Origin of the sequence: Pseudomonas mucidolens (assembly GCF_900106045.1) — a bacterium.
Taxonomy (GTDB): domain Bacteria; phylum Pseudomonadota; class Gammaproteobacteria; order Pseudomonadales; family Pseudomonadaceae; genus Aquipseudomonas; species Aquipseudomonas mucidolens.
Window position 1 is genome coordinate 2,545,173 of sequence record NZ_LT629802.1, and the last position, 23,174, is coordinate 2,568,346.

Genomic DNA, 23,174 nt, shown 5'->3' on the forward strand with positions numbered 1-23,174 from the left:
AAAGGTATGCAGGAGCGCTCCATGATTCGGCTCACCGCTGAACGCACCCCGGCTGGTACCAGTTATCTGGCGACCGGCCAAGGCCAGCCTGTGGTTTTGATCCACGGCGTGGGCTTGAATAAAGAAATGTGGGGCGGCCAGGTCGTTGGTCTGGCCACGCAGTACCGCGTGATCAGCTATGACATGCTCGGTCATGGCGCCAGCCCACGCCCGACCGCCGGCACCCCGCTGCTCGGTTATGCCGATCAACTGCTGGAGCTGCTCGATTACCTGCAATTGCCCCAGGCGACGGTGATCGGGTTCTCCATGGGGGGCCTGGTCGCACGGGCATTTGCCTTGCATTACCCGCAACGCTTGCAAAGCCTGGTGGTGCTCAACAGCGTGTTCAACCGCAGCCCCGAGCAGCGTGCCGGCGTGATCGCTCGCACCGCCCAGGCCGCCGAACACGGGCCGGACGCGAATGCCGAAGCCGCACTGTCCCGTTGGTTCAGCCGCGAGTACCAGGCGGCCAACCCGGCGCAAATCGCGGCATTGCGCCAGACCTTGGCGGGCAATGATCCGCAGGGTTACCTGACCACCTACGAATTGTTTGCCACCCAGGACATGTACCGCGCAGACGACCTGGGCAGCATCCAGGCGCCAACCCTGGTCGCCACCGGTGAACTGGACCCCGGCTCGACACCGCAGATGGCCCGGCAATTGGCCGACCGCATCCCCGGTGCTACCGTCGCGGTGCTGGCCGAGCAACGGCATATGATGCCGGTCGAATCGCCGCGCCTGGTCAACCAGCTGCTGCTGGATTTTCTTGAAACGGCACACGCCCAACAACATCCAATAAAGGGGATCGTGGCATGACGCTTGAACGCTTCCAGATGTGCATCGGCGGTGAATGGGTCGATGCCCTGTCCGGCAAGACCTTTGACAGTCTCAACCCCGCGTTGGCCCAGCCTTGGGCGCAACTGCCCGACGCCGATGAAGCGGATGTCGAGCGCGCCGTGCAAGCTGCACAAACCGCCTTCGACAGCCCGGCCTGGCGTGGTCTCACCGCCACCGCGCGGGGCAAGCTGTTGCGTCGTCTCGGTGATCTGATCGCCGACAACAAGGAGCAACTGGCGCAACTGGAAAGCCGCGACAACGGCAAATTGATCCGTGAAACCCGCGGCCAGGTCAGCTACCTGCCGGAGTTCTTTCACTACACCGCGGGCCTGGCGGACAAGCTCGAAGGCGGCACCCTGCCCCTCGACAAGCCGGACCTGTTCGCCTACACCGTGCACGAAGCCATGGGCGTGGTGGCCGCGATCATCCCATGGAACAGCCCGCTGTACCTGACCGCGATCAAACTCGCGCCGGCCCTCGCTGCGGGCAATACCATCGTCATCAAACCCTCGGAACACGCCTCGGCGAGCATTCTCGAGCTGGCGCGCCTGGCGCTGCAAGCCGGTATCCCGGCGGGCGTGGTCAACGTGGTCACCGGCTACGGCCCGAGTACCGGTGCCGCCCTCACCCGCCACCCGCTGGTACGCAAGATCGCCTTCACCGGCGGTGCAGCCACCGCGCGCCATGTGGTGCGCAGCAGCGCCGAAAACTTCGCCAAACTGTCACTGGAGCTTGGGGGTAAATCGCCGAATATCATCTTTGCCGACGCCGATCTCGACAGCGCCATCAATGGTGCGATTGCCGGTATCTATGCGGCGTCCGGACAGAGTTGCGTCTCCGGTTCGCGCTTGCTGGTGCAGGATGAAATCTACGATGAGTTCGTTGACCGCCTGGTCGAACGCGCCCGGCGCATCCGCATCGGTAACCCCCAGGAAGATGCCAGCGAAATGGGTCCCATGGCCACGGCACAACAGCTCGCGGTGGTCGAAGGCCTGGTGGCGGACGCCATCGCCGAAGGTGCCCGCCTGCGCATGGGCGGCAAGCGGCCACAGGATCTGGGCGAAGGCTGGTTCTACGAGCCGACCCTGTTCGAGTGCGACCGCAACTCGATGAAAATCATGCAGGAAGAAGTGTTCGGCCCGGTGGCCTCGGTCATTCGCTTCAAGGATGAAGCCGAAGCACTGGCGATCGCCAACGACTCGCAGTTCGGCCTTGCCGCCGGCATCTGGACCCGCGATCTGGGGCGTGCCCATCGCCTGGCGCGGGATGTGCGCTCAGGGATCATCTGGGTCAACACCTACCGTGCCGTGTCCGCCATGGCGCCCATCGGCGGTTTCAAGAACAGCGGCTACGGACGCGAAAGCGGCATCGATTCGGTGCTGGCCTACACCGAGCTGAAGACGGTGTGGATCAATCTCTCTCAGGCGCCCATGCCTGATCCTTTTGTGATGCGCTAAGAGTCCAGAACCATGATCGAACCCGGTATTTACAAAGACGTCATGAGCTCGTTTCCTTCGGGCGTCACGGTGGTCACCACCCTCGACCCGGACGGCGGCATCGTCGGCATCACCGCCAGTGCGTTCAGCGCGCTGTCGATCGACCCGGCGCTGGTGCTGTTCTGCCCCAATTACGCCTCGGACACCTACCCGATCCTGCGCGACAGCAAGCAGTTCGCGATTCACTTGCTGTCCGCCGACCAGACCGCCGAAGCCTATGCATTCGCCAGCAAGGGCAAGGAGAAAGCCAAGGGCATCGAGTGGCACCTGAGCGAACTGGGTAACCCGCTGCTGGCCAAGGCCACGGCGATCATCGAGTGCGAACTGTGGCGCGAATACGACGGCGGTGATCACGCGATCATCGTCGGCGCGGTGAAAAATCTGATCCTGCCCGAGCAACCCGTCACGCCGATGATCTACCACAAAGGCAAACTGGGCCCGCTACCCACCCTGGCTTGAGGAGTGTTGAACGATGAGCAACGACAAGTATGAACAAGGCCTGAAAATTCGCACCCAGGTGCTGGGCGAGGCTTACGTGAAGCGCTCGCTCGAGAACGCCGACGATTTCACCCGGCCGCTGCAGGAGATGGTCACCGAGTACTGCTGGGGCCATGTGTGGGGCCGCGAGGGTTTGTCGCTTAAAGAACGCAGCATGATAAACTTGGCGATGATTTCGGCCCTCAATCGGCCCCACGAACTCAAGCTGCATATACGTGGCGCCTTGCGTAACGGGCTGAGTCGTGAACAAATACGCGAAATTCTGCTTCAGGTCGGCATTTATTGCGGGGTTCCCGCGGCCGTAGACAGTTTCCGGCTGGCCCGGGAAGCCTTCGCCGAAGCCGACGCCGAGGCCTCCAGTTAACCGCTTCATTCAGAGCAGCCCCCATGAAACGCCTGCCACTCGACGACAGCTTCAAGGTCAATCACAACCCGGTTACGCTGCGCGAAATCGTGCTGGAAAAACTGCGAAGCGCCATCATGAACTTCCAGCTCTTGCCGGGCGATCGCCTGGTGGAACGCGACCTGTGTGATCGCCTGGGCGTCAGTCGCACCTCGGTGCGCGAAGCCCTGCGCCACTTGGAGTCGGAAGGCCTGGTAGAGTTCGCCGACGCCAAAGGCCCGCAAGTCGCGGTGATCACCCTGGCCGATGCCGTCGATATCTATGAACTGCGCTGCGTGCTCGAAGGCTTGATCGTGCAGCTGTTCACCCTGCGCGCCAAGGCAAAAGACATCAAGGCCCTGGAAAAGGCCCTCGAGGAAAACCGCAAGTCCCTCAAGGATGGCGAACTGCAACAGGTCATCGACTCGGTGCAAGGCTTCTACGACGTATTGCTCGAAGGCTCCGGCAACCACATCGCCGCCACCCAATTGCGGCAGTTGCAGGCGCGCATCAGCTACCTGCGGGCAACGTCGGTGTCCCAGGAGAACCGTCGCGGCAGCAGCAACCAGGAAATGGAGCGCATGGTGCAGGCGATCAAGAGTGGCGACCCACTCGCCGCCCACCAGGCCTGCGTCGATCACGTGCGCGCGGCAGCGGCCGTCGCGCTGGACTACCTCAAGCGCAAACAGGAAGAGACCGGCAAGATTCCGGATATCACCCTGCCGATCGCGCTCAAAGAACCACGCATAGGTCACTGAGCTTGTTCAGCCCGCGCTTTTGCCCTTGCTGCGGCAGCAGTGACCTCGGTCACCAGTTGCCACCGGGCGATACGCATGAGCGTCTGATGTGCCGTGGCTGCGGCCATATTCATTACGTCAATCCGAAAATCATCGCCGGCTGCATCATCGAGCAGGACGGTAAATACCTGCTGTGCCAACGTGCGATCCCCCCACGCCCGGGCACCTGGACGCTGCCAGCAGGCTTTATGGAGGGCGGCGAGACCACCGAACAGGCGGCACTGCGCGAAGTCTGGGAAGAAAGCGGCGTGCGTGCCGAGATCCTCTCGCCCTACTCGATCTTCAGCGTGCCGAAGATCAGCGAGGTGTACATTATTTTCCGCGCCATCGCGCAGGAGATCACCGGCCAGTTCGGCCCGGAAACCCTCGACTATAAGTTCTTCGCTCCCGAGGATATTCCCTGGGACAGCATCTATTACCCGGCCATCCGGCAGATCCTCGAGCGCTATATCGAAGAACGCCAGGCCGGGGTCTACGGCATCTACATCGGCAACGACGACAGCGGCAAGATTCACTTCATCCGCTGAGGCTGCACGGCGATCTACCTATGCTAAGGAATTGTCTGTGGATAGGGTGAGCTCGTCTGTGGCGAGGGGGCTTGTCCCCCCGTTGGGCTGCGCAGCAGCCCCCAGACCAGCCGCAGAGGAGTGCCTGATACACCGCACTCGTTTTTATTGGGGCTGCTGCGCAGCCCAACGGGGGGACAAGCCCCCTCGCCACAAACAAGCCCCCTATCTACAGGATGGTGTTCGGCGCGCGCTGTCAGGGCGCCACGCCTTCCACAATGATCACCTGCGCCTGGGCCACACCCTCGCGATGTCGCTTCGCCTGCTGATACAGCTCGGACTCGTAACACGCCACGGCCTGCTCGTAACTGTCGAACTCGATCACCACGCTGCGCTGCGGCGTGCGCCCGCCTTCCAGCGCGGTGCTGCGGCCCGCCCTGGCGAGGATCCGCCCGCCATACGCCGCGAACGCCGCCGGTGCGCGCTGGGTGTAGTGGGTGTATTGCTCGGCATCGGAAATATCTACATGGGCAATCCAGTAGGCCTTCATCGCGACATCCTCTTGTTTAAGTTTTGTGGTATACCATAATACATACAACCAATAACTTGAGCACCTACACATGGCCTTCAACAGCATTGCAGAAATTATCGAAGACTACCGCCAGGGCAAAATGGTGCTGCTGGTCGACGATGAAGACCGGGAAAACGAAGGTGATCTGTTGCAGCCCGCCGCCTGCTGCACCGCCGAAAGTATCAGCTTCATGGCTCGCGAAGCACGGGGCCTGATCTGTCTGACCCTCACCGATGAACACTGCCAGCGTCTCGGCCTGGAACAGATGGTGCCGAGCAATGCCAGCGTGTTCGGCACGGCGTTTACCGTGTCCATCGAAGCCGCCACAGGTGTCACCACTGGTATCTCCGCCGCTGACCGCGCACGCACTGTGGCAGCAGCCGTCGACATCAATGCCGGTCCTGCCGACATCGTGCAACCGGGGCATATTTTCCCGCTGCGCGCCAAGGACGGTGGCGTGCTGACCCGCGCTGGCCACACTGAAGCCGGCTGCGACCTGGCACGCCTGGCCGGGCACATCCCGGCCTCGGTGATCGTCGAAGTGCTGAATGACGACGGCACCATGGCTCGCCGGCCGGACCTGGAAGTATTCGCACGCAAACACGGGATCAAGATCGGCACCATCGCTGACCTGATCCACTATCGCCTCAGCACCGAACGCACGGTGACGCGCATCGGCGAACGCGAGCTGCCGACCGTACATGGCACCTTCCGCTTGATTACCTTTGAAGACCGTATCGACGGCGGCGTGCATATGGCGATGGTCATGGGCCAACTGCGCCGCGACGAACCCACCCTGGTGCGGGTGCATGTGATTGATCCGCTGCGCGATCTGGTGGGCGCCGACTACAGTGGCCCATCCAACTGGACGTTGTGGGCCGCCCTGCAACGCGTCGCCGCTGAAGGCAGTGGCGTGGTGGTGGTGCTGGCCAATCACGAATCCTCCCAAGCCCTGCTGGAGCGGGTGCCGCAGCTGACCCAGGCACCTCGCCAGTTCAGCCGTTCGCAGTCCCGCATCTATTCTGAAGTAGGGACCGGCGCGCAGATCCTGCAAGACCTCGGCGTGGGCAAGTTGCGCCACCTCGGACCACCGCTGAAATACGCAGGCTTGACCGGCTACGACCTGGAAGTGGTGGAGAGTATTGCTTTCATTTGACCCTGAAAAACCTGCGTTGGCGGATGGCCGGTATAGCAAAATGCTTGCGCAAATTTTGGAATACCATAATATGATATTCCACAATCCGAATGGCGCTCAAAGCATCAACCGGACCGACTGCTCCCGATAGGCGGGCATTCAAAAGCCCCGCTCATAAACACAACAATGAGGGCGTAAAAATGGTGTTGAACAAAGCTGCAACCGCCGTGCTGTTTGCGGGACTGCTGAGTGTGACCAGCCAAGCCGTGCAGGCGGCCGAAAGCGTCAATTTCGTGAGCTGGGGCGGCAGTACCCAAGATGCGCAGAAGCAGGCGTGGGCCGATCCTTTCAGCAAAGCCAGCGGCATCACCGTGGTCCAGGATGGCCCCACCGACTACGGCAAACTCAAGGCTATGGTCGAAAGCGGCAACGTTCAGTGGGACGTGGTGGATGTCGAAGCTGACTTCGCCTTGCGCGCCGCCGCCGAAGGCCTGCTCGAACCCCTCGACTTCGCGGTGATCCAGCGCGACAAGATCGACCCGCGATTTATCTCCGACCATGGCGTGGGCTCGTTCTTCTTTTCCTTCGTGCTCGGCTACAACGAAGACAAGCTCGGCGCTGGCAAACCCCAGGATTGGACCGCACTGTTCGATACCAAGACCTACCCCGGCAAACGCGCCCTCTACAAATGGCCCAGTCCCGGCGTGCTGGAGTTGGCTCTTTTGGCCGACGGCGTCGCCGCCGACAAACTCTACCCGCTGGACCTGGACCGCGCGTTCAAGAAACTCGACACCCTCAAGAAAGACATCGTCTGGTGGGGTGGCGGCGCACAGTCGCAACAGTTACTGGCCTCCGGTGAAGTCAGCATGGGCCAGTTCTGGAACGGTCGCATTCACGCCCTGCAGGAAGACGGCGCACCGGTTGGCGTGAGCTGGAAGCAGAACCTGGTCATGGCCGATATTCTGGTGGTGCCCAAAGGCGCCAAAAACAAAGCCGCTGCCATGAAGTTCCTGGCCTATGCCAGCAGCGCCAAAGGCCAGGCCGACTTCTCCAACCTGACCGCCTATGCACCGGTGAATATCGGCAGCGTGCAGCGCCTGGATTCGGTACTGGCGCCCAACTTGCCGACGGCGTATGCCAAGGACCAGATCACGCTTGATTTCGCCTACTGGGCCAAGAATGGTCCGGCCATTGCAACACGGTGGAACGAATGGCTAGTCAAATGAAAATGACGGCAACGACGCCGACCGGCAGCGCCCATGGCGCTGCCGGCGCGGCTCCAGGCAACGCGACAGGCCCTTCCCTGGCACAGCGCTGGCGCGGCTCGGGCAACCTGATCCCGGCCCTGCTGTTTCTCGGCCTGTTCTTCCTCGCGCCGCTGATCGGCCTGCTGTTGCGCGGCGTGCTGGAACCGGTGCCGGGCCTGGGCAACTATGAACAGCTGTTCGCCAATTCGGCGTACGCCCGAGTGCTGCTCAACACCTTTTCGGTGGCGGGACTGGTGACCCTGTTCAGCCTGCTGCTGGGCTTCCCGCTGGCCTGGGCAATTACCCTGGTGCCGCGCGGCTGGGGGCGCTGGATCCTCAACATCGTGCTGCTGTCGATGTGGACCAGCCTCCTCGCCCGTACTTATTCATGGCTGGTGTTGCTCCAGGCTTCAGGGGTAATCAACAAGGCGTTGATGGCGATGGGCATCATCGATCAACCGCTGGAGATGGTGCACAACCTCACAGGCGTAGTGATCGGCATGAGCTACATCATGATCCCGTTCATTGTGCTGCCGTTGCAGGCGACCATGCAGGCCATCGACCCGATGATCCTGCAGGCCGGCTCGATCTGTGGCGCCAGCCCCTGGACCAATTTCTTCCGGGTGTTCCTTCCACTGTGTCGGCCGGGGCTGTTTTCCGGCGGGCTGATGGTGTTTGTGATGTCCCTCGGTTACTACGTCACCCCGGCGCTGCTCGGTGGCGCGCAGAACATGATGCTGCCCGAGTTCATCATTCAGCAGGTGCAATCGTTCCTCAATTGGGGCCTGGCCAGCGCCGGCGCCGCGTTGCTGATCTTTATCACGCTGGTGCTGTTCTACTTCTACCTGAAGCTTCAGCCGGAATCTCCGGTTGGCGCCAGCAACGCGAGGTAAGCCGTCATGCTCCTGACTCCCAATGCCATGAGCCGCAGGATGCGCCTGGGCCTGTACACGACCACCGGGTTGATTGCGTTGTTCCTGCTGTTGCCGATCGTGTTTATCGTGCTGTTGTCGTTCGGCTCCTCGCAATGGCTGGTGTTTCCGCCGCCGGGCTGGACGCTGAAATGGTACGGCCAGTTCTTCTCCAATCCCGACTGGATGAGCGCGGCAATGGCCAGCCTCAAGGTCGCGCTGCTGACCACCGTGTTCGCCGTCGCCCTGGGCCTGCCCACCGCGTTTGCCCTGGTGCGCGGACGTTTCCCCGGCCGCGAGCTGCTTTACGGCCTGTTCACCCTGCCGATGATCGTACCGCTGGTGATCATTGCGGTGGCGGTGTACGCGCTGTTCCTCAAGCTCGGCTACACCGGCACGATGTTCGCCTTTGTGGTCAGCCACGTCATCGTCGCTTTGCCGTTCACCATCATCTCGATCATCAACTCGCTGAAGCTGTTCGATCAGTCGATTGAAGATGCGGCGGTGATCTGCGGCGCGTCGCGCTTGCAGGCGGCGTTCAAGGTGACCTTCCCGGCGATTCGCCCGGGGATGGTGGCCGGTGCGCTGTTCGCTTTTCTCGTCTCGTGGGACGAAGTGGTACTCAGCGTGATGATGGCCAGCCCAACCCTGCAAACCCTTCCAGTGAAGATGTGGACCACCCTGCGCCAGGACCTGACGCCGGTGATCGCCGTCGCCTCGACGCTGCTGATTGGCCTGTCAGTAATGATCATGATGATTGCCGCCGCCGTTCGCCGGCGCGCTGAAACCCGCGCCTGAGCGCCCAGGAGTAAAACATGAGTGCAGTGATCAAAGATTGCGCGCAAAACCATGACCAACCCTTGGTCAGCCTGCGCAACCTGAATAAGTACTACGGCGAATTCGCCGCCGTCGACACTATCTCGCTGGACATCAAGGACGGTGAATTCCTCACCTTCCTCGGCTCCAGCGGCTCGGGTAAAAGCACCACCCTGTCGATGCTCGCCGGCTTCGAAACGCCGAGCAGCGGCGAAATCCTGGTCGACGGCCAATCCCTGGTCAATGTACCGCCGCACAAGCGCGACATTGGCATGGTGTTCCAGCGCTACTCATTGTTCCCGCACCTGTCGGTACGCGACAACATCGCTTTCCCGCTGGCGATCCGCAAACTGGCCAGCGCCGAACGCGAGAAGCGCGTCGACGCCATGCTCAAGCTGGTGCAGCTGGAGCAATTCGCCCATCGCCGCCCCTCGCAATTGTCCGGCGGTCAACAGCAGCGGGTCGCTATCGCCCGTGCGCTGGTGTACGAGCCACGCATCCTGCTGATGGACGAGCCCCTTGGCGCCCTCGACAAGAAACTGCGTGAAGACTTGCAGGACGAACTGCGTCAGTTGCATCGACGCCTGGGCATCACCATTGTCTACGTGACCCACGACCAGGAAGAAGCCATGCGTCTGTCCCAGCGCATCGCGATTTTCAGCCATGGCAAGATCGTCGGCTTGGGCAGCGGTTTCGACCTGTACCAGAACCCGCCGAATGCATTTGTCGCGTCCTTCCTCGGCAACTCCAACTTCCTCAAGCTCAAGGCCCAAGGCAACGCGGTGGCGGCGTTCGAGGGGCAGTCCTTATCGATCCGCCTGACCACCGGGCTGCACACCGACCAGCCGGTGCTGCTGATGGTACGACCGGAAAAAGCCCTGGCGCTGAGCATCGAACAGGCCGCCGAGCAGCCATTGGCCGCTGGCTGGAATGAAGTCTCGGCGGTGGTCGGCGAAGTGTTGTTCCTCGGCGAAAGCCTGACCTGCAGCGTGAAAACCCTGGGCGGCACCTCGATGACGGTCAAGGCACTGTCTGCCGCGGGCATGCCACTCAAGGCCGGTGATCCGGTGCGCGTGCGCTGGGCGACGGCGGATGCGTGCGTGTATACCGAATGGCAAGACAGTGATCTGAACAAAGCTGCAGGCGCGCACTGATCGCAGGCCAAAACGCGTCCCCTTGAGGCCGCTCCTCACCCTCCTCCCAAAGGGGAGAACGGACTGAGCAGCCCTTTAGCGGCCTCAAACGTTGGTGAATATTCCGCTGACGACGTCGACATTCCCGGTATAAGGCACGCTAGTACCGGCAGCCTTGGCAATCGTCGCCCAGATGCGTTGCATATCCACAAAACGTTTGCCTATCACCGGATTTCCCGAGTGATGCTCGCGATCGGCCTGGGACGTGATATTGAGATAGCGCCCGACGCCATCACCGCTTTTGAGTAAGCCACTGGCGCCTCCCATGAGCACCACTGGCATGTCGATCATATGCTCCGGCGCCCCATCCGCCATCTCACTGGTGAGCACCACCAACGTATGGTCAAGCAGCTTGTCAGTCGGTACGTGCGGGTCCTGGTAGCGGGCCAATTCATCCATAAACAGCTTGACCTGGCGCACATACCACTGGCGCGTGCCCTTCCAGAACGCTTCTCCGGAACGCCGATGCGCACATTCATGGGGGTTACTGGTCGGGCTGACGTCAATGATGTTCAGCGATTCCGCCGAACGTCCGATCTGGATGGTCGCGACTCGAGTGATGCCACAACTCAACGCCGTAGCAACCACTTGATGGTGGTTGCCCTGGATCTGGTTGCGAAACTCCGCTGATTGCCAAGGCAACGGTTCCAGGACAACTGGCTTGCACTCACCGACAGGTGGCGTGGACTGCTCGATATCCTTGATGACCTGCTCCACCGAGTCCAAATGCGTCTGCAGTTTCTGGCGCTGCGCGCCGGTCAGCTTATCCTGAAGGTCGCGGATATCCTCCAGCGCCACATCCAGCAGTTCCGTACCTTTAGCTTGATCTTTCGCCGCCGCTCCCGGGCTGCTGAACAGCGCTTGGGCCATCAACTGCGGGTCGCGATACGGTGTGCGAATGGCCGTGCCTTGCCAGGATACAAACCAGGGTGTTCCATCGATCCCGGCATGGGGTCCGGCAAACAGGCTACGGTGGGACGGCTCGCTGCCCGGCAATACCTGCCCCAGCACAATGTCGATCGACGACTGACGTGACTCAGTGTCGCGCAACACCCAGTTCCAGCCATTGTGTCCGACGTTGCCCGGTCCGAGGATGATGCCGCGCAGATACAGGGACTGCGTGCGATAGGCCTGCAGTTCGGCACTCACCTCATTCAATTGAAACTGCGTGGTATCGGCGCCGTCGGCCTCGGGGTACCACAGCCCGCGCCCATCGCCAAACCCACCGCCTTGGTAGGAATCCACTGCCAGGCCGTCGGGAACCACCACAAATACAATCTTGAGCTTCGCCTCCTGGGTCTGCCCCGCCAACGCCATGCGTGTCAGGCCGAACTGAGTCAGAGGGCCGTAAACCCCGGCAGCCACCAGTGCGGCCAGAAAGCGACGACGACTTTTCAAAATGCCCATGGTCAATCCCTCTGAGTCTTGTGGGTGAAGGCGTTGGAAGAGCCTATAGTGCGCAACATATCGACCAGGGAACCGGAGTCTTTCAAGCCGTCGGCGATCGCCTTGACAGTGCCTGAAGTGGACACGTCAGATTCATTACCGAAGACAAACCGGAAATAGCTGTCCGCCATACAGAACTGCGCGGCGGGATTGTCGGGAATCAGCCCGGCAACATCCCGAACGTCATTGATTTGTTCAGTGCCGGTGGCTCCGATAAAGGGGCCCGAAGCCTTGATCGCGACCATTTGCGGGTACTGGCTGTAGTTGTAGGCCTTTTCCTGATCGCGATAACGTCCCGCGGCGTCGTAATGCTCCATGGAAGCCCCGGTGTCATTCATGTATTGATGACACTGCCAGCAACGCCCCTCGGAGGCCTCTTCACCGTTGACCAGGTCCCAGTGTTCACGGGTGGTGACCGCGCGCGCGGGATAGACCGGTTCCGTAGGATCCGCTTCAACGGGGGCACCGAACTCGCGGCAGAACAGCTGTTCGCGAATCATGATGCCGCGCTTGACCAGCGAGGTCGCCTGATAGTCGGAGTTGGCCGCCTGCACCAGCCCGAGGTGCAACAAGCCACCCCGCTTGCCGTCCTCTACCGCTACCTTGTGCAGGTCATCGCCAGTCACACCGGGGATATCGTAATGGGTCGCCAGGGCCTGGTTCAGGTAGGTGTAACCCGGGTTGAACAACTGTGCGAGCGTGCCATCGCCCTGCAACAATCCGCTGACCAGCAGGTATTGCTCCTGCGCCATGAGCTGGATCGTCGCAGCACTCAACCCAGGCTTCTCCTGAACCCCACGATTGGTCTTGACGTAATAACTGACAAATCGATTGAACTGCTCGATCCCCCGCTCCGTACCCAGCATGCGCTCGATCTCGGCGGATAATTGCTCCGCGGTTTGCAACTCTCCGCGTTGGGCCTTGCCTAGCAGTTCAGCGTCCGGAGAGGTGCCCAGGTAGCTGTAGGAAAGCGCGGTAGCCACTTCAAAGGACGTCAGTTGAAAGACGCCATCCGCGTCAGTGGCGAGCCCCAGTTCGGAGCGGTAGAGAAAGTTGGGCGACAGCAGCAAGGCGCCGACCAACGCGGAGTGCCCGTGGGTTTCAAACAGCGTTTGATAGCGAGTCTGCTCCTCGTCGCTCAACGGACGACGGAACAGCGAATACCCCAACGCCGTGACCGGATCAGCTCCGGCCCCACGCACCCGGGTCTCCGGCACCTGGTCGGCCACCGACAATGCCATATCATAGAACTGCTTGACGTCTTCGGCCTGCAGAATCCCTTTGTCCGCTTCGCCTGGGTATTTAAAGGTTTTTTCCGATTTGTCGGCCGGCAGTTTCTGCGAATCGATATCTACGCCGAGGATGTCCTTGACGCTGGCGGCGTACTCGTCAGGCGTCAGCAGGCGCAACTGCCGTGCCCCGTAGGACGCCTCGGGATCCAGATAGGGTTTCCATACCACGTCATACAAATGCGTGCTGATCTCGGTCGCGCAGGTGGTGTCGCAATGCCCGGACACCGGCATGCTCTGGATCTGCTTGAGCAGCTTGTCCTGCCCTGCAACGCTCCAGGCCAGGGCCATGCGCAAACTGTCGAAGAACTCCACCGCATGGCATTGGGTGCACGTCTCTGCCAGCACGGTTTCCCCCAGGTTGGTCATATGCCGATAGTTCGTCGGAGCAAGTTGCATGTCCTCGCTTTCTTCGTTAATCACCACCGAGACCAATTCCGGCTGGGGCATTTCTTGAGGGTAAAACGGGTAAATGATCTCGTACTGACCGTAATTCAGAATCTGCGTCACACTCGCGCCCCAGGGCACATGGATCAGCTGCGGCGGCGGGGCTGCCTGTTCCTTGTTCTTGAGCGTGAAATGCCATTGCGCGTCACTCACCGAGGCCGGCTTGGTCGGTGCCACCACTGTCACTTTTACCGCAAGCTCTTCTGGCCGTTCGCGGTAGCGCAAATTGACCGTTTGGTTGGGATTGGCGGCAGACAAGGCAAATGACGTATTGCGAACCTGGGGGATCCAGTTCTTCACATCATTGAGCTTGAGTTGATAGTCGCCGTACGCCAGACCCTTGAGCGATAGCCAGGCCTCGCCGTCTGCAGGGTTCCAGGACATATGAAAGGCGCGGGCAGTGTTGTCGGGAAAGGTCAATGTACCGCTGAGCATTTCCGTCTCAAGCCCAGGCGCTGGTGCCAGCATTGGCAGCAACGACAATTGTGTCTCGGGCAAGCCGGCGGGGTCGTAGCTGACGCGATAGATCACCCCCGCGACGTCGTCGGAAATCAGCAGGCTCTTGTCCGCCAGCTCCAGAATGTCCGCCGGCCGGCCAATGCAGGAGTCGTCCAGACAGTACACATCAAAACTGCTCGGATCCTGGATAAATCCGCTGATCAACGGGATCTGATTGACCACGCGCGTTCCGTCCTGGACCGTTAACAGGCGCACATCCATGCCCGGCCTGGCGGCCGACCCGGCGCCGTGGACAGCCACCAGCAAGTTCTGCGTGTCCGCTTTCGCCGGGTAGGCATCCCAGAACTTGACGCCCAGCGGCGCGGTGTTGGTGCCCAGCTCGAATGCCGGTGCCACGTAGTCTTTGGGATCAATTTGCTCAAGGGACTTGTCGGAGACGATCGCCCCCGGTACCAGCGGCGGTTGAATCACGTCTGGGTCGGCAAACTCTTCCTCAGTAAACCCCGGTGTGTCCTTGCCAAACCGGTAAGGCACGCCGAAATGCTGCCCAGCGGCGCTGCTGCGATTGACCTCGTCAGGATTGGCAAAGCCTTGGCGGTTGTTGTCGCTGAACCAGATTTCCCCGGTCTTCGGGTTCCAGTCGAACCCCACGGAGTTGCGTACGCCCTTGGCCTGAATCTGCGCCTCGCCGGTCTCCAGGTCGTAGCGCAGCAACGTCCCGTAACGCTCATCGGGAGGAATCATGCACAGGTTGCACGGGGTGCCGACGGCGGTATAAAGCCCCTTGTCGGCCGGATCCAGAGGGTTGAAATGCAAAGGGTGCTTCATGTGCCAGACGCGCGTACTGGATCCAGACTCCGCGGACGGCAGCGGGAACAGATTATCATCGGCCGGGAAGTTGAATACCCGTTCGGGCGCAGGATCTTTATAGTTGTCATATGCGTCGCGCAGACGATACAGGCCACCGGTGGTGGAGTAATACAAATCACCGTCGCGGTACGCCACGCCATGCGGCTCTTCGAGCCCGCTGGCGATCACATGGATCCCCGTCGGGTTGCCGGAATCATCCAGCGGCAAGGCATAAATCATATCGGCGATCTTGCCGTCGTAGACATACGATGGAATGGCACTGGATCCGACATACAGCACGTTCTTGCCCATGGCCATCTGGCGTGGCTGGATCAGGCCCTGGGCGAACAGTTCGATCTTTATCCCGGGCAAGCCGCTGAGCGCGGCGACATTCACCGGTGGGCGGTACTTCACCGTCAATGCCTGCTCTTCACCTTCAGCGCTGGTGAAGGACACAATGCGAGGCGTGTTCAACGGCACAAAACCATCGGCGACATTCATCACCAACTGATAGTCGCAGGCCTTGAGATTATCGATATGGATCGTGTCGCCGGATTTGCCGCTGACAGGAATATCTTCGGCCTTGCAGCGCAGCACGCCCGTCACCACCTGATCGAGCCGCGAGACACCAGGCTGCGGACTTTTCAGCGGCGCCCTGCCGCTGAGCGTGGCAAAACTCAGCGTTAGGCGATTGCCCTGGTAGCCACCGCACTCACCCAGGTCTTTCCAGGCGTCCGGCCAGGGCTCCGCGCCACTGGAGGCGGGCAGTCCAGGATTGTAGTCCGCTTGCCGACACCACTGCCAACTGCCGGCGCCCAGCGGCGCTTCCTCATCTTTCCAGCATTCGAACTGTCGGCCCACGTTCTGGACCTGATCGCCCTGCTGGTAGGTCGTTCCTGCCTGGTAATCCGGTGCAGTACAGGCTTGCTGTGGCGCCGCCATCAGATCGAAACAAGCCAGGACCAGCAGCATAGCCAACAACACTGACCCGGCACTCGACACGCGCGCACGTGGACCGATAGACCTCTCCATGACTTGCAACCTCACAGGCAAGCCAAGCGACTCTCGCAAACTGGAACGACTGCAAAACGCATCCGGCGGGCACGCACCTGGCAGGGAATCGCCGCCTGGTAGAGGCGCACGAACTCCAGCATTTCAATTGGAATGTCCTGCACTGCAATTCAACTGCGTGTTCACGACATGGCGTGCAGCCATAGAAACAAAAATCACGACAACAAATAGACACTCATCCTAAGTAAGTCGCCTGTCATTCACAGGCGTGTCACTTCTTACAGATGAAGTGTTAGTACGACTAAGAGCAATCGTCAAATCACTCGCTTGATTCAGCTGGCATGCGCGTACACCCGGAGCGCCCGGTAATCGTTGATTTTCTCTTACCGATCAACGCCCAACGCCTTGCTGTGGTTAAACGATTAGTTCGGTTTTGTTTTTCTCGGTTCAGAACAGTCGCCCCTGCGGATTACACCAGCAAACTTACCTCAACCCAGCGCGGTGCCGGCCCACCCTCCCGTGGCACGACGTAGCCTTACCTATAGACCTCTCGAAACTGAAGCAGCACAGGCTGCAACTAACCGCCCCAAAAGTACCAAATGCCCGCCACAGCAGCCCAAACGTAAGCAAAACGATAGGGCCACAACGCCCAACGCTTCAGCGTTAAGGGAACAGCAGCCAATTCGATCTCGGTCACGAGGCCTGCTTGCAAATAGGGCTTGGGATTTGACAGAAAATCAATCATCAGACCCATGCGATGAAATCTGTCGATTCGCCGATTCCTTCTCCAGAAACGTTTATGTCTACGCACTTTTTCGTTTTCACTGAAATAACTTTCCAACTCGTCGAGTTTTCGGTACTCGGCATATAACATCACCGCAAAGCCAATTAACGCCCCGGAACACATAACAATGGTGTAGGCGAGAAAAAATGACACTGCTAGGCTCCTTTTGGTTGAAATATCAAATCACCATCGGTTTCTATGATCTCACCACCCAGAAACGCACCACCGTCGCCGAGTACACTACCTCCTGCATACCCTCCCCCCACGCCGCCAATAATTCCACAGACCAGTTCACCACGTCCTTTAACAGCCACACCCAAAACAACCGTACATAAGCGCCGCACGGCTTTAGCACCTGAGGCCCCAAACCAGCCTGCTCCTGCCACCCCACCCACCAATCGCCCACTCTCCACGTACTTCGCCCTTCTACATTGCGCCTCTCTCCCAGTCATACACGCCTCCTTGAGTTCCAACCCCGTCACTCCCACATCCAGCGCCAACCCCAGATAAGTCCCTTTACTCAGCCACTTAGATGTCTATCCAATCGCCCGAATCCGTTGCGCATACCCTGCGATCTCACCTTTATGCAGATAGCTCTTTGTCGAAATCCCCAGCACCTTTTTCAACGAGTGGTTAGCCCGCAACCCCGTCCCGAATCGCGCTGCTCCTCGCAACTGCGTGTCCAGCAGCGCCAATAGCACCTGGCGCTGCCGAATAAACGTCTCGCGATCAAACCCGCCCGCTCTCAACCGTTGATGCAGCCGCTCGATGTCCTCCAACGTCTGTGCGATTTCATCCAGATGCCGCCCCCAGGCCGACGTCGAACTGCCGATGCCAATCGAGCCATACGCCAGTAAGCTCTGCAACAGGTCATAATCGTTGATCATCGCTGTCCCGGTCGTGGGGTCCGATTCCAGGTTGCGCCGCACTTCTTCGCCCCGACGCATCAGCCAGGCTTCCTCCAGGGAACAGCTCACGCTGTAGGTGTCAGGAACAATCACCAACTGACCCGGCGTGACCAATCCAAGGCGCAGGTGCCGGTTCAATACATCGAAATGATCGGAGCGCTGCCGACTAGGGGCGCCGTCCAACAAGCGGGATTTCAAACTCGAGTAGTCCGTGGTTCGGTCGTTGATATACCCCTGCGCCATGCCTTACATCCTGGATGCAATTAGAGATGGCGTCGAAATATAAACAAGCAACTACAACCCCGGACACAAGCCAGAGGGGCGAAATAATATTTGGGAATCTACCTACACGGCGAAGAAATAACGCCGACAGAAACGTCCTGGTGTTCGGTCATCTCTAGGTGCTGCACGCAATCACTAAGCTGCAACACCACCCCTTCCGGCGATCAGGGTAACCAGAGCCCAGATACAAAAATGCCCGGCATTGACCGCAATGCTGTTCAGTTAAGAAAGTCGCGTGCCGAACACCATCCTGTGGCGAGGGGGCTTGTCCCCCGTTGGGCTGCGCAGCAGCCCCAAAACCCAGTCGCTGAAGAGTGCCTGATACACCGCATTTGTCTTTATTAGGGCCGCTGCGCAGCCCAACGGGGGACAAGCCCCCTCGCCACAGGACAAGCCCCTCGGCACAGGAGATTCAGCCTTAACTGCACGCATTGCGGCATTGGCCGGGCATTTCAACTGATTCGAAAATTAGTCGGTATAACCTAACCTCACCGCCTTGACCTTCTGCGTCTGCTGACGCGTCGCCAGGCAGTAATACAATGGGCACGTCACCACCAACCCCACCAGCCACGACAGGTCCGCGCCTTCCACCAGGTTGGCCCACGGCCCGACATACAGCGATGTATTGGCAAATGGCAGTTGCACGATGATGCCAATGAAGTACGCGACGATGGCGTGCGGATTGAAGCGCCCATAGATCCCGCCGTCGGCCTGGAAGATCGAGGCAATGTCATAGACCCCACGCTTGATGAGGTAGAAGTCGATCAAATTGATCGACGCCCATGGCACCAGCACCAACAGCAGCGCCAGGATCAGCCCGATAAACTGCGAGATGAAATCCTCCGAAGCCCCCAGCGCTACCACACAGCAGCCCGCGAGGATCACGCCCGACAGCATCACTCGCACCTTGATGCTGGGTGTCCACTGGCTGGCGAAGGTCTGGATCGAGGTGATGATCGACAGCACCGCGCCATACAGATTCAGGGCGTTGTGACTGATGATATTAAGCAGGAACAACACCATCAGGATCGGCCCCAGCCAACCGGTGGCTTGCTTGACCGCGACCATGGCTTCGGTGCCTTCCGGTGTGGCCAAGGCAGCTACCAGACCGAAAGCAAAGGACAGGATGGTGCCGAGAGTGGCGCCCAGGTACGTCGCAATGAAGGGTCGGGTAATGCCGATATCCGCCGGCAGATAGCGCGAATAATCGCTGGTATAGGGCGAGAAACTGATTTGCCAGATCACCCCCAAGGACACCGTTGCCAACCAGCCGGCCAGGTTGAAGCCGCCACGGGTCAGAAAGTCCGCCGGCAGCTCATGGGCGAAGATATAGATAAAGCCCGCGAGCAATGCACCACCCATCACCCAGGTGCCGACACGGTTCAAGGTATGGATAAAACGGTAGCCGATCACACCGATGGCCGTGGCGCTGAGCGCGCCGATCAGGATGCTCGCCGGCATCGGTACCGACGGCACGATACCGACAATAGATTTACCGGCCAGCACAATGTTGGAGATGAAAAAGCCGATATAGATCAGCGCCGCGAAAAACACTATCAACAACGCGCCATAGCGCCCGAACTGTCCACGACTTTGCACCATCTGCGGAATGCCCATTCGCGGGCCCTGGGCCGACGCAAGCGCAATCACCACCCCGCCAAGCATATGTCCAAAGGCAATCGCCAGCAGCCCCCAGACCAGATTGAGATGGAATACCTGGGCCACCATGGCACCGGTGACGATGGGCAGCGGTGCAATGTTGGTGCTGAACCATAAAGTGAACAGGTCGCGGGCCTTTCCATGGCGCTCCGCGAGGGGGACATAATCGACCGTGTGATTCTCGATCAGGGGGTCTTGCCGGGACATCTGGGGCATGGAAATGAACTCGCGTTTGTCTGATCTTATAGTTGTTTGACGCCAAACCGGGAGAGCTCTCCGGCCCCCAAGTTGAACACCATATTATGGTATTCCAATATTTTCACAAGGCTGATTCGTCATTCTGACACGTATCTGATCCGCTATTGCGATACATGGCAGAACGTTATTTATTGCCAAAATCCCCGTATTTATTGAGCTTGAGCACAAACCTGCACGCTCATCAGTCGCAGGAAAAAGCGCTTGCACAGATCGTATTACGGTATACCATCAGACTTACAAATTTATAAAAACCGCTTCACCGCCAGAGGACCGTCCCATGATCGATGCTGCCATCTACAAACAAGTGATGGGTTCGTTTCCGTCCGGGGTTACCGTGATCACCACGCTTGATGATAACGGCCAAATCGTCGGGCTGACCGCCAGTGCGTTCAGCTCATTGTCCATGGACCCGGCCTTGGTGCTGTTCTGCCCCAATTACAGCTCCGACTCCTACCCAGTCCTGATCAAGAACAAACGCTTTGCCATTCACGTACTTTCCGGCGGGCAGCAAAACGAAGCTTATGCCTTTGCGCGCAAGGGTAAGGACAAGGCCCAGGGCATCGAATGGACCCTGAGCGAACTGGGCAACCCGATACTGGCCAATGCTTCGGCGGTGATCGAGTGCGAACTGTGGCGAGAATATGAAGGCGGCGACCACGCGATCATGGTCGGCTCGGTGAAGAACCTGATCATGCCCCAGCAGAACGCCGGGCCACTGGTGTATTGCCACGGCAAGATGGGTGCCCTGCCCGCGGTTGCCTGACAGATCCCGCGCGAGGGCAACGGATGGAGAGAAACATTTTGCGGAAATTACGTATTATGGTATACCAAACATCACTCCACCGAACAGCTGTCACCACTGGCAGGCTTCACAGGGGCAAGAGCATTTAAGGGCCTGCAGTCGACAAGCCGATCACAATAGATCCGAGGTAAGCATCATGAAGTTTTCCCTGTTCGTACACATGGAGCGCTGGGATGAAAGTGTCAGCCACCGTCAGTTGTTTGAAGACCTGAGCGAATTGACCCTGATGGCCGAGGCTGGTGGGTTCAGCACCGTGTGGATCGGCGAACACCACGCCATGGAATACACCATCTCACCCAGCCCGATGCCACTGCTGGCTTACCTCGCGGCCAAGACCACCACCATTCACCTGGGCGCGGGCACCATCATTGCGCCGTTCTGGCACCCATTGCGGGTGGCGGGCGAATGCGCCTTGCTCGACGTCATCAGCAACGGCCGCATGGAGGTCGGCCTGGCACGTGGCGCTTACCAGGTGGAATTCGACCGCATGGCCGGGGGCATGCCCGCCTCCGCCGGCGGCGCGGCGTTGCGCGAGATGGTGCCGGTGGTGCGTGCGTTGTGGAAGGGCGACTACGCCCATGACGGCGATATCTGGAAATTCCCGACCGCCACCAGCGTGCCCAAACCGATCCAGCAGCCTAACCCGCCGATGTGGATAGCCGCGCGCGATCCAGACTCCCACAACTTCGCGGTGGCCAATGGCTGCAACGTGATGGTCACCCCGTTGATGAAGGGTGACGAAGAAGTCCTCGACCTGAAAAACAAATTCCAGGCCGCGCTGGATAACAACCCGGATGTGCCACGCCCGCAATTGATGGTACTGCGCCACACCCACGCGCATGCGGTCGATGACCCTGAAGGTTGGAAAGTCGGGGCCAAGGCGATCTCCAGGTTCTATCGGACCTTCGATGCCTGGTTCGGCAATAAAGAGGTGCCCGTCAACGGTTTCCTCGCGCCGAGCCCTGAAGAGAAGTTCGCCGCCCGCCCGGAGTTTGAACTGGAAAGCCTGCACCGGACCGCCATGATCGGCACGCCCGAAGAAATCATTCCGCGAATCCGGTATTACCAGGAGCTGGGGGTCGACGAGTTCAGCTTCTGGTGTGATAACAGCTTGCCCCATGCGGAGAAGAAAAAATCCCTGGCGCTGTTTATCAAGCACGTGGTGCCGGCCTTCCGCTGAAGCTGAGTCCTGTACCTACCAACGCCGGCACTCGCCGGCGTTTTGCGTTCTGGCCGTTGATCAGTGGGTGCCTGTTCATGCACCTCACCCACTCAAAGGCGGTGGTCGATCGACCGACCAATGGATCCATTATAAAAAAATAAAATAAAACTGCGCGATAATCGCCCATAAATTCCCAGGATTAGCCCGCGACAATGTTGACTCTCCGTGATTTTCACCACCTAATGGATCCATTAAACAAAAATAAGTATAAGCCTGGAGAGCTCCCATGTATCCCAAGAACACGTGGTACGTTGCCTGCACCCCCGATGAAATCGCTGACAAGCCCCTCGGCCGGCAGATCTGCGGTGAAAAAATGGTGTTTTATCGCGGCGCGGAGGGCAAAGTCGCAGCCGTCGAGGACTTCTGCCCACATCGCGGCGCCCCACTGTCCCTGGGCTATGTTGAAAACGGCAACCTCGTCTGCGGTTATCACGGTCTGGTGATGGGCAGTGACGGCAAGACGGTGGAAATGCCCGGTCAGCGGGTGCGGGGGTTTCCGTGCAACAAGAGCTTTGCAGTGGTTGAGCGCTACGGCTTCATCTGGGTCTGGCCCGGCGATCAGGCCCAGGCCGATCCCGCATTGATCCATCATTTGGAATGGGCAGTGAGCGATCAGTGGGCCTATGGCGGCGGGTTGTTTCACATCAAGTGTGATTACCGCCTGATGATCGACAACCTGATGGACCTGACCCACGAAACCTACGTCCACGCGTCCAGCATCGGTCAGAAGGAAATCGACGAAGCGCCGCCGGTGACCACCGTCGAGGGCGACGAGGTGGTGACCGCCCGGCATATGGAAAACATCATGCCCCCGCCGTTCTGGCGCATGGCCCTGCGCGGCAACAACCTCGCCGATGACGTACCGGTGGATCGCTGGCAGATCTGCCGCTTCAGCCCGCCCAGCCATGTACTGATCGAGGTCGGCGTGGCCCACGCTGGCAAGGGCGGCTATGACGCCGCTGCCGAACACAAGGCCGCGAGCATCGTGGTGGACTTCATCACCCCCGAGACCGAGACCTCGATCTGGTACTTCTGGGGCATGGCGCGCAACTTCAACCCCCAGGACCAGGAACTGACAGCCAGTATTCGCGAAGGCCAGGGAAAGATCTTCAGCGAAGACCTGGAGATGCTCGAACGCCAGCAACAGAACCTGCTCGCGCATCCGACCCGCAACCTGCTCAAGCTCAATATCGATGCCGGCGGCGTGCAGTCGCGCAAAGTGCTGGAGCGCCTGATCGCCAAGGAGCGCAGCGCGCAACCGCAACTGATCGCCGCAACCAGCGCCTGACGCCGCCTGCACCGAGCGCGGCTTCCTCATGGCGCCGCGCCC

The 23,174-nt window shown here is 59.8% G+C and carries 19 protein-coding genes and 1 pseudogene; 14 read left to right on the forward strand and 6 right to left on the reverse strand.

Going from position 1 to position 23,174, the window contains the following annotated elements:
* Nucleotides 1-21 precede the first annotated feature (21 nt).
* From BLU75_RS11855 to BLU75_RS11880, 6 genes are read left to right on the forward strand one after another with little or no spacing between them, the layout of a single operon-like run.
* Nucleotides 22-855 (forward strand): alpha/beta fold hydrolase, encoded by an 834-nt coding sequence (locus BLU75_RS11855; RefSeq protein ID WP_084381725.1) that lies wholly within the window; start codon nt 22-24, stop codon nt 853-855.
* On the forward strand, nt 852-2,333 hold the full coding sequence (locus tag BLU75_RS11860; RefSeq protein ID WP_084381726.1) for an aldehyde dehydrogenase: 1,482 nt from the start codon (nt 852-854) through the stop codon (nt 2,331-2,333). The genes BLU75_RS11855 and BLU75_RS11860 overlap by 4 nt, the downstream gene beginning before the upstream one ends.
* 12 nt (nt 2,334-2,345) lie before the next feature.
* On the forward strand, nt 2,346-2,831 hold the full coding sequence (locus BLU75_RS11865; RefSeq protein WP_084381727.1) for a flavin reductase family protein: 486 nt from the start codon (nt 2,346-2,348) through the stop codon (nt 2,829-2,831).
* 13 nt (nt 2,832-2,844) lie between these two features.
* On the forward strand, nt 2,845-3,234 hold the full coding sequence (locus BLU75_RS11870; protein WP_084381728.1) for a carboxymuconolactone decarboxylase family protein: 390 nt from the start codon (nt 2,845-2,847) through the stop codon (nt 3,232-3,234).
* A gap of 23 nt (nt 3,235-3,257) precedes the next feature.
* Nucleotides 3,258-4,010 carry a GntR family transcriptional regulator gene (locus tag BLU75_RS11875; RefSeq protein ID WP_084381729.1) on the forward strand — a complete coding sequence of 251 codons (753 nt, stop codon included), beginning with the start codon at nt 3,258-3,260 and terminating at the stop codon, nt 4,008-4,010.
* A 2-nt stretch (nt 4,011-4,012) separates the two neighbouring features.
* Nucleotides 4,013-4,576, forward strand: coding sequence for an NUDIX hydrolase (locus BLU75_RS11880; RefSeq protein ID WP_084381730.1), 564 nt, complete (start codon nt 4,013-4,015; stop codon nt 4,574-4,576).
* A 235-nt stretch (nt 4,577-4,811) separates the two neighbouring features.
* On the opposite strand, the gene BLU75_RS11885 is transcribed toward BLU75_RS11880, so the two are convergent.
* Nucleotides 4,812-5,105 (reverse strand): DUF1330 domain-containing protein, encoded by a 294-nt coding sequence (locus BLU75_RS11885; RefSeq protein ID WP_084381731.1) that lies wholly within the window; start codon nt 5,103-5,105, stop codon nt 4,812-4,814.
* A 70-nt stretch (nt 5,106-5,175) separates the two neighbouring features.
* Here BLU75_RS11885 and ribBA point away from each other — a divergent pair, with 70 nt between their 5' ends.
* From ribBA to BLU75_RS11910, 5 genes are all read left to right on the forward strand, one after another.
* On the forward strand, nt 5,176-6,282 hold the full coding sequence (ribBA, locus tag BLU75_RS11890) for a bifunctional 3,4-dihydroxy-2-butanone-4-phosphate synthase/GTP cyclohydrolase II (RefSeq protein ID WP_084381732.1): 1,107 nt from the start codon (nt 5,176-5,178) through the stop codon (nt 6,280-6,282).
* A 179-nt stretch (nt 6,283-6,461) separates the two neighbouring features.
* On the forward strand, nt 6,462-7,487 hold the full coding sequence (locus BLU75_RS11895) for an ABC transporter substrate-binding protein (protein ID WP_084381733.1): 1,026 nt from the start codon (nt 6,462-6,464) through the stop codon (nt 7,485-7,487).
* Entirely contained in the window at nt 7,484-8,401 is a 918-nt protein-coding gene (locus BLU75_RS11900; protein WP_084381734.1) for an ABC transporter permease, read from the forward strand. Before BLU75_RS11895 ends, BLU75_RS11900 begins: the two co-directional genes overlap by 4 nt.
* Before the next feature lie 6 nt (nt 8,402-8,407).
* The gene (locus BLU75_RS11905; protein ID WP_084381735.1) at nt 8,408-9,217 is read left to right on the forward strand and encodes an ABC transporter permease; all 810 of its coding nucleotides are present in this window, start codon (nt 8,408-8,410) and stop codon (nt 9,215-9,217) included.
* A 17-nt stretch (nt 9,218-9,234) separates the two neighbouring features.
* Nucleotides 9,235-10,389, forward strand: coding sequence for an ABC transporter ATP-binding protein (locus BLU75_RS11910; protein WP_084381736.1), 1,155 nt, complete (start codon nt 9,235-9,237; stop codon nt 10,387-10,389).
* Nucleotides 10,390-10,473: 84 nt separating this feature from the next.
* Here BLU75_RS11910 and BLU75_RS11915 read toward each other — a convergent pair whose 3' ends face one another.
* The 5 genes and pseudogenes from BLU75_RS11915 to BLU75_RS11935 all read right to left on the reverse strand — a co-directional run bounded on the left by BLU75_RS11915 (nt 10,474) and on the right by BLU75_RS11935 (nt 19,778).
* Nucleotides 10,474-11,835 (reverse strand): DUF1552 domain-containing protein, encoded by a 1,362-nt coding sequence (locus tag BLU75_RS11915; RefSeq protein ID WP_084381737.1) that lies wholly within the window; start codon nt 11,833-11,835, stop codon nt 10,474-10,476.
* 2 nt (nt 11,836-11,837) lie between these two features.
* A complete protein-coding gene (locus BLU75_RS11920) occupies nt 11,838-15,950 on the reverse strand; it encodes a DUF1592 domain-containing protein (protein WP_084381738.1) in 4,113 nt (1,370 codons plus the stop codon).
* A 556-nt stretch (nt 15,951-16,506) separates the two neighbouring features.
* Nucleotides 16,507-16,866, reverse strand: a complete 360-nt coding sequence (locus tag BLU75_RS11925) for a hypothetical protein (RefSeq protein ID WP_084381739.1) — start codon at nt 16,864-16,866, stop codon at nt 16,507-16,509.
* A 2-nt stretch (nt 16,867-16,868) separates the two neighbouring features.
* A pseudogene (locus BLU75_RS11930) lies at nt 16,869-17,864 on the reverse strand (hypothetical protein).
* A gap of 507 nt (nt 17,865-18,371) precedes the next feature.
* Nucleotides 18,372-19,778, reverse strand: a complete 1,407-nt coding sequence (locus BLU75_RS11935; protein WP_084378689.1) for a purine-cytosine permease family protein — start codon at nt 19,776-19,778, stop codon at nt 18,372-18,374.
* A 319-nt stretch (nt 19,779-20,097) separates the two neighbouring features.
* On the opposite strand from BLU75_RS11935, the gene BLU75_RS11940 reads away from it, so the two are divergent.
* The 3 genes from BLU75_RS11940 (at nt 20,098) to BLU75_RS11950 (ending at nt 23,132) form a co-directional block, all read left to right on the forward strand.
* Nucleotides 20,098-20,583, forward strand: a complete 486-nt coding sequence (locus tag BLU75_RS11940; protein WP_084378690.1) for a flavin reductase family protein — start codon at nt 20,098-20,100, stop codon at nt 20,581-20,583.
* Nucleotides 20,584-20,758: 175 nt separating this feature from the next.
* Nucleotides 20,759-21,802, forward strand: coding sequence for an LLM class flavin-dependent oxidoreductase (locus BLU75_RS11945; RefSeq protein ID WP_084378691.1), 1,044 nt, complete (start codon nt 20,759-20,761; stop codon nt 21,800-21,802).
* Between the two features lie 268 nt (nt 21,803-22,070).
* Nucleotides 22,071-23,132: an aromatic ring-hydroxylating oxygenase subunit alpha gene (locus tag BLU75_RS11950; protein WP_084378692.1), complete on the forward strand. Its 1,062-nt coding sequence runs from the start codon at nt 22,071-22,073 to the stop codon at nt 23,130-23,132.
* The last annotated feature ends 42 nt before the right edge of the window (nt 23,133-23,174 follow it).

What these genes read in the sequence shown, in the direction of transcription:
- BLU75_RS11905 (WP_084381735.1), top strand. Translation starts at nt 8,408, where the DNA reads ATGCTCCTGACTCCCAATGCCATGAGCCGCAGGATGCGCCTGGGCCTG.
- BLU75_RS11875 (WP_084381729.1), top strand. Translation starts at nt 3,258, where the DNA reads ATGAAACGCCTGCCACTCGACGACAGCTTCAAGGTCAATCACAACCCG.
- BLU75_RS11940 (WP_084378690.1), top strand. Translation starts at nt 20,098, where the DNA reads ATGATCGATGCTGCCATCTACAAACAAGTGATGGGTTCGTTTCCGTCC.
- BLU75_RS11945 (WP_084378691.1), top strand. Translation starts at nt 20,759, where the DNA reads ATGAAGTTTTCCCTGTTCGTACACATGGAGCGCTGGGATGAAAGTGTC.
- BLU75_RS11910 (WP_084381736.1), top strand. Translation starts at nt 9,235, where the DNA reads ATGAGTGCAGTGATCAAAGATTGCGCGCAAAACCATGACCAACCCTTG.
- BLU75_RS11870 (WP_084381728.1), top strand. Translation starts at nt 2,845, where the DNA reads ATGAGCAACGACAAGTATGAACAAGGCCTGAAAATTCGCACCCAGGTG.
- BLU75_RS11860 (WP_084381726.1), top strand. Translation starts at nt 852, where the DNA reads ATGACGCTTGAACGCTTCCAGATGTGCATCGGCGGTGAATGGGTCGAT.
- BLU75_RS11885 (WP_084381731.1), bottom strand. Translation starts at nt 5,105, where the DNA reads ATGAAGGCCTACTGGATTGCCCATGTAGATATTTCCGATGCCGAGCAA.
- BLU75_RS11900 (WP_084381734.1), top strand. Translation starts at nt 7,484, where the DNA reads ATGAAAATGACGGCAACGACGCCGACCGGCAGCGCCCATGGCGCTGCC.
- BLU75_RS11915 (WP_084381737.1), bottom strand. Translation starts at nt 11,835, where the DNA reads ATGGGCATTTTGAAAAGTCGTCGTCGCTTTCTGGCCGCACTGGTGGCT.
- BLU75_RS11865 (WP_084381727.1), top strand. Translation starts at nt 2,346, where the DNA reads ATGATCGAACCCGGTATTTACAAAGACGTCATGAGCTCGTTTCCTTCG.
- ribBA (WP_084381732.1), top strand. Translation starts at nt 5,176, where the DNA reads ATGGCCTTCAACAGCATTGCAGAAATTATCGAAGACTACCGCCAGGGC.
- BLU75_RS11855 (WP_084381725.1), top strand. Translation starts at nt 22, where the DNA reads ATGATTCGGCTCACCGCTGAACGCACCCCGGCTGGTACCAGTTATCTG.
- BLU75_RS11935 (WP_084378689.1), bottom strand. Translation starts at nt 19,778, where the DNA reads ATGCCCCAGATGTCCCGGCAAGACCCCCTGATCGAGAATCACACGGTC.
- BLU75_RS11920 (WP_084381738.1), bottom strand. Translation starts at nt 15,950, where the DNA reads ATGGAGAGGTCTATCGGTCCACGTGCGCGCGTGTCGAGTGCCGGGTCA.
- BLU75_RS11950 (WP_084378692.1), top strand. Translation starts at nt 22,071, where the DNA reads ATGTATCCCAAGAACACGTGGTACGTTGCCTGCACCCCCGATGAAATC.
- BLU75_RS11895 (WP_084381733.1), top strand. Translation starts at nt 6,462, where the DNA reads ATGGTGTTGAACAAAGCTGCAACCGCCGTGCTGTTTGCGGGACTGCTG.